Origin of the sequence: Prevotella dentalis DSM 3688 (assembly GCF_000242335.1) — a bacterium.
Taxonomy (GTDB): domain Bacteria; phylum Bacteroidota; class Bacteroidia; order Bacteroidales; family Bacteroidaceae; genus Prevotella; species Prevotella seregens.
In genome coordinates this window covers 1,101,614-1,114,455 of sequence record NC_019960.1, presented here as the reverse complement: position 1 = coordinate 1,114,455, position 12,842 = coordinate 1,101,614, and the positions used below count along the sequence as shown (strand labels likewise).

Here is a 12,842-nt window from a genome sequence, read left to right as displayed (position 1 = left end):
GGGTTGGGGAAAGGCTTGGGTTCAGAGCGTGACACCCATGCTCTTAGCCAGTCCTCCTTCTGATGTTTCCTTATAGAGTGAAGGCAGGTCGTGCCCGGTCTGATTCATCACTTCGACCACGCGGTCGAAGTTCACACGGTGCTTGCCGTCGCTGAACGAGGCATAGAGATTGGAGTCGAGGGCGCGTGTGGCGGCAAAGGCATTACGTTCGATGCAGGGAATTTGCACTAGTCCGCACACTGGGTCGCAGGTCATGCCCAGATGATGTTCCAGTCCCATTTCGGCAGCATACTCAATTTGCGACGGACTTCCGCCGAAAAGCTGGCAGGCCGCAGCCGAGGCCATGGCACAGGCTACGCCCACCTCGCCTTGGCAACCCACGTCGGCACCGGAGATGGAAGCGTTCTCCTTGACAATGTTGCCGATGAGTCCGGCGGTGGCCAAGGCGTGGAGAATCTTGCGGTCGGAGAAGTTGTGTCCGCGCGACAGGTGATAAAGCACGGCCGGAATAACGCCGCATGCCCCGCAGGTGGGGGCCGTGACGATGGTGCCGCCCGAGGCATTCTCCTCGCTCACGGCCAGGGCATAGGCATAGACCAGCGCGCGGGTTTGCAGGCTCTGCTTGTAGCCTTTGGCCTTAATATAATAGGTGGAGGCCTTGCGCTGCAGATTCAGAGGGCCGGGAAGCACGCCTTCGCGGTCGATGCCACGTTCCACCGCAGCTTGCATGGCCTCCCAAACGATTTGTAGATGATCCCATACGGCCGGGGCTTCGCTCGACTGCACATACTCCCAGTAGGTGCGCCCATGGCTGTCACACCAGTGCTGAATGTCCGCGAGATGGGTCAACGGGTAGATGTCGGGCGATTCCGGAAGCAGTCCTGTGGGTTGGTCGCCCTCAGAAAGTGCACCGCCACCGATGCTGTAGACCGTCCAGGTCTCGCCTTTCTCGGTCTCGAACTTCATGCCGTTGGGATGGAAATTCAAGAAAGTGTCGGGACACCAGACAATCTCTACCGGGGCCGTGGCTTGGAGCACGTCCTGAATGGCAGTGTCGGTCATGTGTCCTTTGCCCGTAGCTGCCAGACTGCCATAGAGCGTCACACGGAAGTTCCGGGCATCCGGATGCTTGGAAAGATAGAGCTGGGCCGCTTTCTGCGGGCCCATGGTGTGGCTGGACGAAGGGCCTTTGCCGATGCGGTATAGTTCTTTTAGTGATTTCATGACGTGAAAAGGGCAAGGTGCGGCCCGCACTCCTTGGGGAGCACGGCCGCACCTTGGCGATAGGATAATTATGCTTCGGTCTCGGTCTGCACGAAATGTTGCAGGTCTTCAGCCTTGAAAGCCTGGATGTAGGCAGCGTGCCCGACAACCTCTTCTTCGGCCATGCGCACGTACACGTTGGCACTCTTGGCAAAGAGTTCGGGAGCTTTCGAGGCATTGTCGAGCAGCAGCAACGACATGACGATGTCGCCGGTCATGTTGTAAAGGCGACGGCCCAGGAAGTCGTGCTCATCCTGATTGTCGTCTGCTTTCACCTTGTCGAGGGCCTGTTCGTAGAGTTCCACGCATTTGGCCATGCGTTCCTGCAGCGGCTTCATGTCCTCAGACACCTCGCCGTCCAGCAGTTCTTTCATGATGCCGAGGTAGGTTCCGTTGGTGATGTAGCGGATGGCGGCCACCACTTGCAGCTGCGTCGTGCCTTCGTAAATGGAGAAGATGCGGGCGTCGCGGTAGAGACGCTGGCACTTGTACTCCATGATGAAGCCAGAACCGCCGTGCACGGAGATACTGTCGTAGGCATTCTGGTTGGCATATTCGGAGGCCATTCCTTTGGTCAACGGTGTGAAAGCATCGGCCAGACGGTTGTATTTCTTCATCTCCTGACGCTCTTCGGGTGTGAGCTTGCGCTCGCGGGAGATGTCGTCCAGCGTCTTGTAGATGTCCACGTAGCGGGCCGTCTGGTACAGGATGGCGCGGCTGGCATCGATTTTTGCTTTCATGCGCGACAGCATATCGTAGACTGCCGGGAAGCTGATAATCTTCTTGCCGAACTGCGCACGCTCCTTGGCATAGGCCAAGGCCTCGTTGTAAGCCTCCTGCTCCAAGCCTACGCTTTGGGCTCCAATGCCCAGCCGGGCACCGTTCATCAGGCTCATGACGTACTTGATGAGGCCCAGTTTCCGGTCGCCACAGAGCTCGGCCTTGGCATTCTTGTAGACCAGCTCGCAGGTGGGCGAGCCGTGGATGCCGAGCTTGTTTTCTATGTGGCGCACGTCGACACCGCCGTCTCGCTTGTCGTAGATGAACATGGAGAGGCCGCGCCCGTCCTTGGTACCGGCTTCAGAGCGGGCCAGCACGAGGTGAATGTCGGAGTCGCCGTTGGTGATGAAACGCTTTACACCGTTCAGTCTCCACGTGCCGTCCTCGTCCTGCGTGGCTTTCAGCATCACGCGTTGCAGGTCTGAACCGGCGTCGGGCTCGGTGAGATCCATTGACATGGTCTCGCCGGCGGCGATGCGTGGAATGTATTTTTGCTGCTGCTCTTCGGAGCCAAACTCGTAGAGCGTGTCGATACACGACTGCAAAGACCAGATGTTCTGGAAGCCGGAGTCGGCCGCCGCCACCAGCTCGGAGAGCATGGAGAAGACGGTGATGGGCAGGTTCAGTCCGCCGAAACGGCGTGGCATCGACACTCCCCACAAGCCAGCCTGGCGTGTCACGCCAATGTTCTCCTTGGTCTTGCTGGCATAGATCATGCGCCCGTTTTCCAGATGCGGACCTTCCTGGTCCACGCTCTCCGAGTTGGGCTCCAGCACGTTGGCTGCCACGTCGCCCGTAATTTCAAGGATTCGCTTGTAGTTTTCGATGGCATCCTCGTAGTTGACGGGGGCATCGGCATAGTTTTCTTTGTCGGCATAGTTGCGTTCTTTCAACTCAACGATGCGCTTCATCAGGGGATTGTCCAGATAGAAAGCAATCTCCGGGTGGTCGGTATAATAATTGGCCATGACTGTTTATCTTGATTATTTGCTGTTCTGCTTGTAATACTTAATCATCTTGGGCAGCACCTCTTCCACCGTTCCATTGATTACGTAGTCGGCAATCTGATTGATGGGAGCGTCGGGATCACTGTTCACCGAGATGATGATGCCGGCATCCTGCATGCCGGCGATGTGCTGGATTTGGCCGGAGATACCACAGGCGATATATACTTTCGGGTGCACGGTAACTCCCGTCTGTCCAACCTGCCTGTCGTGGTCAACCCATCCGGCATCGACGGCGGCACGTGAGGCTCCGACCTCGCCATGAAGCTCCTTGGCCAAGTCAAACAGCAGGTTGAAACCCTCCTTGGAACCCACGCCATAGCCTCCGGCCACGACGATGGGCGAGCCCTTAAGGTTGTTTTGGGCTGCTTCCACGTGGCGGTCGATGACTTTCACCACATAGTCCACCTCGGGCACATACTTGGCTACTTCGGGGTAGACCACTTCGGCACGGGCCTGACCCTCGTAAAGGGCTTTCTGCATGACACCCGAGCGCACGGTGGCCATCTGTGGACGGTGGTCGGGATTGACGATGGTGGCCACGATATTGCCGCCGAATGCCGGACGAATCTGGAACAGAAGGTTCTCATAGTGCTTGCCGTTCTTCTTGTCGTCGTAGTCGCCAATCTCCAGTTGGGTGCAGTCGGCCGTAAGACCCGACGTGAGCGAGGACGACACGCGCGGGCCCAAGTCGCGCCCGATCACCGTGGCGCCCATGAGGCAAATCTGCGGTTTCTCCTCTTTAAACAGATTCACGAGAATGTCAGTGTGGGGTGCAGAAGTGTATGGAAAAAGGCCCTCGGCATCGAAGACAAACAGGCGGTCTACGCCGTAGGGCAGGATTTGGTCTTCTACCTTGCCTTTGATGCCGGCTCCGGCCACGACAGCCTCCAGCTCCACGCCCAGCTCGTTGGCCAGCTTGCGGCCTTTGGTCAGCAGTTCCTGGGACACCTCCTGCACGGCGGTTCCCTCTATTTCGCAATATACAAATACGTTGTTCATGTCTTTGTCGTTAAATGGTGAAGAATCGTTTTGGGTCTTCCGATTCTTTCGTTAGCCGATAATCTTTTCTGCCAGGAGCTCTTTCATCAGGCTCTCCACGTCGGCATCGCTGCCAGAAAGCGTCTTGCTCTCCTTGGCTTGGAACACGATGTTCTGTACCGACTTCACTTTCGTAGGCGAACCCGAGAGGCCGCACTGCACCTCGTCGCCGTCCACGTCGGCCACGCTCCATTGGTTCAGGGTCAGGTAAGGCCTCTCCTCGTATAGGTTGGCCCAAGGCTCGTCGCCCTTGCGCTCCATGGGGCAGGTGGCATATTTGTACTTCATCACCAGTTTGGCGTTGCAGGGCCGTGCCGGTGCCGCCGTGCCGTTCACCGTCACGAGCACGGGCAACGGAGCCACCACGGTCTCTACGCCGCCGTCGATGTGGCGGCGGATGGTGGCCTGCCCGTCCTCGATCTTCACAATCTCCTCGGCGTAGGTCACCTGGTTCAGTCCCAGTTTCTGGGCTACCTGCGGCCCCACCTGTGCCGTGTCGCCATCAATGGCTTGGCGGCCCCCCACGATGATGTCCACGTTTCCAATCTTTTTGATGGCGGTGGCCAGCGCATACGAGGTGGCCAACGTGTCGGCTCCGGCAAACTTGCGGTCGGTGAGCAACCAGCCCGTGTCGGCCCCGCGGTAGAGTCCCTGGCGGATGATTTCGCCTGCGCGTGGAGGGCCCATCGTGAGAACACCCACGGTGGAGCCGGGGTTCTGGTCTTTCAGGCGGAGAGCCTGTTCCAAGGCATTCAAGTCTTCCGGATTGAAGATGGCGGGCAGGGCGGCACGATTCACGGTTCCTTCCGCGGTCATGGCATCCTTGCCCACGTTTCTTGTGTCGGGCACTTGCTTGGCAAGTACAACAATTCTTAATTTCATATCCTATTATTATATAATGTGAAGTCGTCTAAGTCGGAGGCAAAAATACGAAGATTTTACTTCCCTGCCAAACAAATGGCACAAAATCCACCGAAATGTGCACGTTTCGTTTGCCAAAAATGACTACCTTTGCACTGTCAACGACCAACTATAACTCCATATGAAGAGAATACTATCTACTATGATAATGATGGCTGCAGCCCTGTCGATGGCCGTGGCCCAGAACTTTGACAATCTGCCCACGCCTGTAGAGGACGTCAACAAGGTGGTGGACAACACGCCCGACTCCATAGCCAAAGCCTTGATGTCGCGTCCTGCTCCCGGCAGCACGCGGCAGGGCAGCAACCCCGTACTCTTTCTGGTGGGCAACTCCACCATGCGCAATGGCACTCGTGGCGACGGCAGCAACGGCCAGTGGGGCTGGGGATACTATGCCAGCCAATACTTCAATGGCAGCAAGATCAGCGTAGAAAACCAGGCCTTAGGCGGCATGTCCACCCGCACGTTCTACCGCAAACTGTGGCCCGACGTGCGTCAGGCCCTGCGTCCGGGCGACTGGGTCATCATCTCCATCGGGCACAACGACAACGGCCCCTACGATTCCGGCCGGGCCCGCGCCGTGCTCCCCGGCACGGCAGAAGACAGCATCCGCGTGACCATTAAGGAGACGGGCGAAACCGAAACGGTCTATACTTACGGCGGTTATCTGCGCCGCTATATTGCCAATTGCCGTGCTGCCGGAGCCCATCCCGTCCTGATGAGCCTCACCCCCCGCGATGCCTACGACGAGCAGCACCGCATCATCCGCAAGCCGCAGACGGGTTGGGCTGCCCTGGTGGCCGCCGAAGAGGGGGTGCCTTTCGTGGATCTCAACGAGATAAGCGGCCGGAAACTCGACTCCTACAGCCCGTGGAAGGAGAAGTACCACTTCTATGGCGACCACATCCATACCAGCTACTGGGGGGCCGAAATGAATGCACGTTCGGCGGCCGAGGGGCTCATGGCCAGCCGCAATCCCGACCTTCGGCCCCTGCAGGCCATGATGGTGGGCACGTCGCTGCCCGTTTGGCCCGTCAGGCGCGAGGCGGGAAAGCCTGTGGTCTGGATAACGGGCGACTCCACGGTGAAGAACAAAGACAAGGACAGCGACGGCATGTGGGGGTGGGGTGCCTTGGCCGAGACGGTTTTCGATACCCGCAAGTGCACCCCCTACAACGCTGCCCAGGCGGGCCGCTCCACGCGTAGCTACATCCGTGAAGGCCGTTGGGAGAAAGTGTACAATGCGCTTCGCCCCGGCGACATCGTGCTCATCCAGTTCGGCCACAACGACATCTGCCCCATCACCGATGCCAAGGAGCGCGGTGTCATTCCTGGCACGGGCGATACCTGCCACGTCTATAAAATGGAGAAAGACGGCCGCTACGAACTGGTCTACAGCTTTGGCTGGTATCTTCGGAAGATGATCGACGATGCCCGCGAGAAAGGAGCCACGCCCGTTCTCGTGTCGCTCACCACGCGCAACGAGTGGCCCAATGGTAAGGTGGAGCGTCGCAATGACAGCTATGGCCAGTGGTACCGTGAGGTGGTAGAGGCTACGGGCGTGGATTTCGTGGATGCACACAACCTCATTGCCGACTATCTGGACAAGCATTACAAGAACAAGGAGCAAGCCGCCGAGTACTTCAAGCAAGACCACACCCACACCTCGCTCAAGGGCGCGCGCACCAATGCCCGCATCATTGCCAAGGCGTTGGCCGCCTTGCCGTCGGGCAAGTTTAGGCAACTTGTCAAGTAAATCGATAGTTTTAAGCACCAAGGATCACACAAAGACCTATGATAGACCGCCAGACCGTAGAGAAAATCAAGGATGCTGCCAATATTGTGGACGTGGTGTCCGAGTTTGTCACGCTGAAACGGGCCGGGGCCAACTACAAGGGTCTCTGCCCGTTCCACAACGAGAAAACGCCTTCGTTCATCGTGTCGCCGGCGCGTGGTACCTGCCATTGCTTTGGCTGTGGCAAGGGAGGAAACGCCATAAACTTCATTATGGAGCACGAGCAGATGACCTATCCCGAGGCCCTGCGCTGGCTGGCCAACAAGTATCACATCGAGATACGCGAGCGCGAGCTGACCGACCGCGAGAAAGAGGAGCAGAGCCAGCGCGAGTCCATGTTCATCGTGAACGAGTGGGCCAGCAGCTATTTTGAGGATTTGCTCCACAATCATGCCGACGGTGTGGCTATCGGCATGCAGTATTTCCGCAGCCGCGGCTTCCGCGACGACGTGATTCGGGCGTTCCGTCTGGGTTACGATCTACCCGACCGGCTGGCCCTGGGACGTGCCGCCCGGCAGAAAGGCTACCAGGAAGAGTTTGTCGTGAAGACCGGCTTGTGCTACAAAACTGACCGCGGCGAACTCTTGGACCGCTATTCCGGCCGGGTGATTTTCCCGTGGATTGGCGTGAGCGGTAAGGTGGTGGGCTTCACGGCCCGCGTACTCGACAGCCGCACCAAGGGCGTGAACCAGAAGTATGTGAACTCGCCCGACAGCGACATTTACCACAAAGACCATGAGCTCTACGGCATCTGGCAGGCCAAAAAGGCCATTGCCAAGGAAGACCGCGTCTATATGGTGGAGGGCCAGGCCGACGTGATTGCCATGTACCAGTGCGGTTTGCAGAACACGGTGGCCAACTCGGGCACGGCCCTGAGCCAGCACCAGATTCACATGCTCCACCGCTTTACGTCCAACATCACCCTCATCTACGACGGCGACGCCGCCGGCATCCATGCCGCCCTGCGCGGCACCGACATGCTGCTGGCCGAGGGCATGAACCTCAAGGTGCTGCTGCTACCCGACGGACAAGACCCCGACGAGTTTGCCCGCAACCACACGGCGGCTGACTTCCGCCAGTTCATCGAAGACCATCAGGCCGACTTCATCCAGTTCAAGACCTCGTTGTTGCTCCGGGGCGTGACCGATCCCAAGAAGCGGGCCGACGGCATCAGCTCCATCGTGGAGTCCATCTCGGTCATCCAGAACCAGATATTGCGCGACACTTATATCCACGACTGCGCCCAGCGCATCGGCATCAGCGAGACCACGCTCATCAATCAGATGAACAATTTCATCCGCAGCCGCCGTGCCGGCAGCTCGTCGCCTGGTCAGTCCGCCGCACCCGCGGCCCAGCCGTCGGCGGTTCCTTCGGATTCCGCTGCCCAGCCCTCCACGCCCATGCAGCAGGCTTCCAAGGTGGAACACATGCTCATGCAGCTCATTGTGCGCCATGGCGAGCGCATCATTTTCGAGAATGTGGAGGATGAGGAAGGCCGCGTCTACAACCTCACCGTGGCGCAATACGTGCACTACAGCCTGGGGGCCGACCATCTGCAGTTCCACAATCCCGTGTACAATCGTATGCTGGCCGAGGCCGCCGACCGCAGCACGCAGCCGGGTTTCAAGGCCGAAACCCACTTCCTGAACCACGACGACATCGCCGTGAGCCAGGTGAGCGCACCCCTTACGACCGACAGCTACCACCTGACCCGCCGTGACACCTCCAACCCCCTCAACGAGGAAGACCTGCGCCAACGCGAGGAAAACGAGACGAGCGACCTGCGCAACCAGACCGTCCACCTGCTGCTCGACTTCCGCATGGACTATGTGGAGCAGCACCTCAAGGACCTGCAGGCGCAGATGGCACGCGTTGCCGGCGACATGGAGCGGCTGCGCCACCTCATGGAAGAATACCGCGACATGCAGGGCATCCGCAACAAACTGGCCCGGCAGCTGGGCAACAACATCATCGTGTAGTCCCTGCCCGTCCCTGCGCCGTCGCGCCATTGCGGCGCGACGGCATTAAATAATCCTAATTTTTCACGCACGTTCCGCCTATTATTGCTATATTTGCGCATCTAAACGGCTGGTTGTCAGTCAAGCAATATGGCATACGTCGCGATTATTCTCCTTCTTTGGGCCATGGCCTCCATCGGGGCTTTCGTGTACCTCCTCCTGTGGCACCGCCGCCACAAGACGGGGCGAAGCCTCGGCGACCGCTCGATGGACGACAACCGTGTCTGCATCAGAACGGCCCTGAAAAGGCTCAATTGCAAGGGCCGGTGGGACAAGGAGGGCAGTGACCTCATCGTGCGCTACGACTACCAGAGCGGGCATTTCCGCATCCGGCTGGAGTCTGCTTCGCCCTATGTGCGGCTGGCCTATCTCTTCTTTTTCGAGGCCGAGGCCGACTATCTGGAGCACGTCCGCAACGTCTGCAACCTGTGTAACCTCAACACCGAGACCTGCCGGCTGGTCTATTCGCTCAACAAGGAGACGGGTATGGTCGATGTTCACATCGTGAGCATCCTGCTGATCGACGCCGCCACGGCGGCCGACGTGCTCGAGCGAGCCATGAAAGAGTGCTTCCGCTGGCAGTACAGCTTTGCCGACAAGTACAAGGCTTTGTGCGCCGAGAACGAGCGCAGCAGCTCGCGCGACGAGGAGAAAGACGAAGCCACGTGGTACCGGGCGCAGTTCCTCATCCGCGAGCAGGAGATGATACACCAGGACGAGGGCCCCGACTGGCACGCCTCGCAGGCGGCTCCCATCCGTCTGCGGCAGCTACTGGCCTCGGCCATGGCCCTGGCAGACGTGGTTCCTGCCCGCCTCACGCTCACCGTAGGCACGCAGGTATCGACGCTCGACGACGTGGATGCCATCCTCGATTTCGACATCTCCACGCCGCTCATTGCCGACGGCGCTTTCGTGGCCGCGGCGGCCATGGCCCGTCTCGACTTCTACGACCCGCGCAATCCCGTGCGGCTGCGCCATCTCTCACTGGACTTCTGCCAGGAGACCCAGACCCCCGACACCCTTTATTACCGCATCACGCTTGCCCTCGTGCCGCTGTCGGCGGGCGAGGCTGTGAGTCCCGACAGCTCCGAAACCAGCCGCCAGACGGCCAGTGTGCTCCTGGGATTCGACCTCACCCCGGCCGCCGACCGCATGCTGGAGTTCCGCTATCTTTGGAAAGAGGCCATGGCCAAACAGCGTTCAGGTAACACCGGCGACATGTCGCGCGAGGAGCAACTGCTCTGCGGCATGCAGACTCCCCGCCATGGCTACCTGCTCTTCCGTGGGCGTACGCTCTACGGACAGCAGCGGTTCTATGAGGCATCCCTGCTGCTGGAGAATGTCTACTGGGCCATTCAGGCCCACGTGCACAAGCTCTCGCCCCAACGGCTTGCCGCTTTCTACGAGGTGTGCTACCTGGTGGGTGCGTGCCATGCCCACCTGCACCAGTATGCCCGGGCCTGCTATTATCTCCAGATCACCCTCCCCATCCACAACATTGCCTATACCGAAGAGTACATCAACTGCCTGGTCAACAGCGGCGACTTCCGGGCCATGGACTACATCAACAGCTTTCTCGACGACCTGCAGCCCGCCCGGCCCGAGGCCGACGACGAGCCCGCCGCCCGCCCCGAAGCTCCTGCCGTGGCCTCGTTCCGCGCATTCCTGCAGCGGCGCAAGGCCTACCTGCTCGTGCGGCAGGGCAGCTACGACGAGGCCGAGAAACTGCTCAAACAGCTGATTGGCGACCCGGCCAACAGCACTTTCGCCCTGAAAGAGCTGGCCTGGATACAGAAGATGAGGGCCAAGTAGGGGGGCAGGGCACACACAGCGACACGTCATGATATACTTGCATTGGCTTTGGGTAATGGCCTACGGGCTGGTGGTGGTCATCGTCATGCTGAAGGTGCTGATGGACAATCGGCAGCCTTCCAAGACGATGGCCTGGATATTGGTGCTCTGGTTCCTGCCCCTGCTGGGCATTTTGCTGTATTTCTTTTTCGGCCAGAACACGCGCAAGGAGAAGTTCATCAGCCAGAGCTCGCTCGACCAGCTCACCAAACGCGCCATGACGAGCTTTGCCGAGCAGCGCGACCTGCGTCTGCCTAAGTCGCACCAACCCCTCATGCAGCTCTTCAAGAACCAGAACATGGCCCTGCCCTTCAAGGACAACGAGGTGGAAATCTTCACCGACGGCTATGGCTTCTTCCCGGCGTTGCTGCGCGAGATAGGCCAGGCGCGGCACCACATCCACATCGACATCTTCATCTTCAACGACGACGAGCTGGGCCGGCTCCTGGCCGACGCCCTCATGGACAAGGCGCGCGCGGGCGTGGAGGTGCGGCTCATCTACGACGATGTGGGCTGCTGGCACGTGCGAAACCGCTTCTTCGAGCGCATGCGCGAGGCGGGCATCGACGTGCATGCCTTCATGCCGGTGAAGTTTCCGGCCTTTACTTCCAAGGTGAACTACCGCAACCACCGCAAGCTCATCATCATCGACGGCCAGGTGGGATTCATCGGCGGCATGAACTTTGCCACGCGCTACGTCAAGGGCACCGGCCGGCAACCGTGGCGCGACACCCATCTGCTCGTGCGCGGCGGCGCGGTGTACGGCATCCAGCGGGCGTTCCTCGTCGATTGGTACTTCGTGGATCGCACGCTCGTGACCAACCGCCGCTACTACCCCGAGCCCGCAAGGTTCATCGAAAACAACTGTCTGGCCCAGGTGGTGACGAGCAGCCCCATCTCGCCCTGGCCCGACATCATGCAGGGTTACGTGCGCGTGCTGCTCGAGGCCAAGCGTTACGTCTACATGCAGAGCCCCTATTTCATGCCCACCGAACCCATCCTCTTTGCCATGCGCACGGCGGCGCTGACGGGCGTGGACGTGCGCCTCATGATTCCCATGCGGGGCGATTCGAGGATTGTGGAGTGGGCCAGCATCTCCTATGTCATGGAGACGCTCGAGGCTGGAGTCAAGGTTTACCTGTATCAGGGGGGCTTCAACCATTCCAAACTGCTCGTCAGCGACGACTGTATCTCCACCTGCGGCAGCACCAACGTGGACTTCCGCAGCTTCGAGCACGACTTTGAATCCAACATTTTCTTCTACGACGAGGGCATGGCCCTGCGTTTCAAGCGCATCTTCCTGGCCGACCAGCAGTCGAGCGTACTCATCGACGAGGTGCGGCGCGTGGTGGGCCGCACCTTCTTCCGCCGCCTCTGGGAGAGCCTGCTCCGTCTTCTCAGTCCATTGTTGTAGGGCCCTGCCCGTGCCGTCGAGGCGGGGTGGGGCTGTGAGGGTGCTGTCGCGGCTGCGCGACGGCACGGCAATGGCTGTGCGTTGAGGCCGTAATCGCCCCGCGATTACGCCGTAACGGTGATGCGTTTACGGCGTGATGGCGATGCGTTTGCGGCGTGATGAAAAAGCGGGGAGGGAGTGGCAGTCGGCGGACGGCCTATTTGAACAGGCTGAAATTCACGCTGCCGTAGCTGCGGTGCTCCACAAAATGGGGGTGCCGGACAAAGTCGTGGGCCTTGCCATGCTCCAGAACGAAGATACCGTCTTCGCGCAGCAACTGGTGCTCGAAGACGAGGTCGGGGATGGAGGACAGCTGTTCGAGGGCATAGGGAGGGTCGGCAAAGATGAGGTCGAACTGCTGGCGGCACGATTTCAGGAAGCGGAACACGTCGCCCCTGACGAGCACGTGCCCGTGGATGCTGAGTTTCTGCATGCACTGCCCGATGAAGCGGGCATGGTCGCGGTCGGCCTCCACGCTCACCACGCCGGTGCAGCCGCGCGAGAGCAGCTCCAGCGAGATGCTGCCCGTGCCGGCAAAGAGGTCGAGGGCGGCGGCTCCGTCGAAGTCGACGTAGCCGTTGAGCACGTTGAAAATGTTCTCCTTGGCAAAGTCGGTGGTGGGGCGGGCCTTGAACGTGCGGGGGATGTCGAAGTGGCGGCCCTTGTAGATTCCGGTGATGATGCGCATGATTACAGGTGTTGTAGGGTGGCTGGAG

9 protein-coding genes are annotated in these 12,842 nt (G+C 59.7%); 4 read left to right on the top strand and 5 right to left on the bottom strand.

What is annotated here, in order from left to right; all coding sequences use genetic code 11:
- Positions 1-21: 21 nt before the first annotated feature.
- The 4 genes from PREDE_RS04575 to PREDE_RS04560 all read right to left on the bottom strand — a co-directional run bounded on the left by PREDE_RS04575 (position 22) and on the right by PREDE_RS04560 (position 4,970).
- Positions 22-1,224 (bottom strand): L-serine ammonia-lyase, iron-sulfur-dependent, subunit alpha, encoded by a 1,203-nt coding sequence (locus PREDE_RS04575; RefSeq protein WP_005844577.1) that lies wholly within the window; start codon positions 1,222-1,224, stop codon positions 22-24.
- A 68-nt stretch (positions 1,225-1,292) separates the two neighbouring features.
- Positions 1,293-3,011, bottom strand: a complete 1,719-nt coding sequence (locus tag PREDE_RS04570; protein WP_005844575.1) for an acyl-CoA dehydrogenase family protein — start codon at positions 3,009-3,011, stop codon at positions 1,293-1,295.
- Positions 3,012-3,026: 15 nt separating this feature from the next.
- Positions 3,027-4,049 (bottom strand): electron transfer flavoprotein subunit alpha/FixB family protein, encoded by a 1,023-nt coding sequence (locus tag PREDE_RS04565; protein ID WP_005844573.1) that lies wholly within the window; start codon positions 4,047-4,049, stop codon positions 3,027-3,029.
- 51 nt (positions 4,050-4,100) lie between these two features.
- Complete coding sequence (locus tag PREDE_RS04560) at positions 4,101-4,970, bottom strand: electron transfer flavoprotein subunit beta/FixA family protein (RefSeq protein WP_005844572.1); 870 nt, start codon at positions 4,968-4,970, stop codon at positions 4,101-4,103.
- 160 nt (positions 4,971-5,130) lie between these two features.
- On the opposite strand from PREDE_RS04560, the gene PREDE_RS04555 reads away from it, so the two are divergent.
- The 4 genes from PREDE_RS04555 (at position 5,131) to cls (ending at position 12,087) form a co-directional block, all read left to right on the top strand.
- Entirely contained in the window at positions 5,131-6,765 is a 1,635-nt protein-coding gene (locus tag PREDE_RS04555; RefSeq protein ID WP_005844570.1) for a rhamnogalacturonan acetylesterase, read from the top strand.
- 38 nt (positions 6,766-6,803) lie between these two features.
- Entirely contained in the window at positions 6,804-8,783 is a 1,980-nt protein-coding gene (dnaG, locus tag PREDE_RS04550) for a DNA primase (RefSeq protein ID WP_005844569.1), read from the top strand.
- Between the two features lie 129 nt (positions 8,784-8,912).
- Positions 8,913-10,634 carry a hypothetical protein gene (locus PREDE_RS04545; RefSeq protein ID WP_005844567.1) on the top strand — a complete coding sequence of 574 codons (1,722 nt, stop codon included), beginning with the start codon at positions 8,913-8,915 and terminating at the stop codon, positions 10,632-10,634.
- A 28-nt stretch (positions 10,635-10,662) separates the two neighbouring features.
- Complete coding sequence (cls, locus tag PREDE_RS04540) at positions 10,663-12,087, top strand: cardiolipin synthase (RefSeq protein WP_005844565.1); 1,425 nt, start codon at positions 10,663-10,665, stop codon at positions 12,085-12,087.
- A 196-nt stretch (positions 12,088-12,283) separates the two neighbouring features.
- Here cls and rsmD read toward each other — a convergent pair whose 3' ends face one another.
- Complete coding sequence (gene rsmD / locus PREDE_RS04535; RefSeq protein WP_005844563.1) at positions 12,284-12,814, bottom strand: 16S rRNA (guanine(966)-N(2))-methyltransferase RsmD; 531 nt, start codon at positions 12,812-12,814, stop codon at positions 12,284-12,286.
- Between the last annotated feature and the right edge of the window lie 28 nt (positions 12,815-12,842).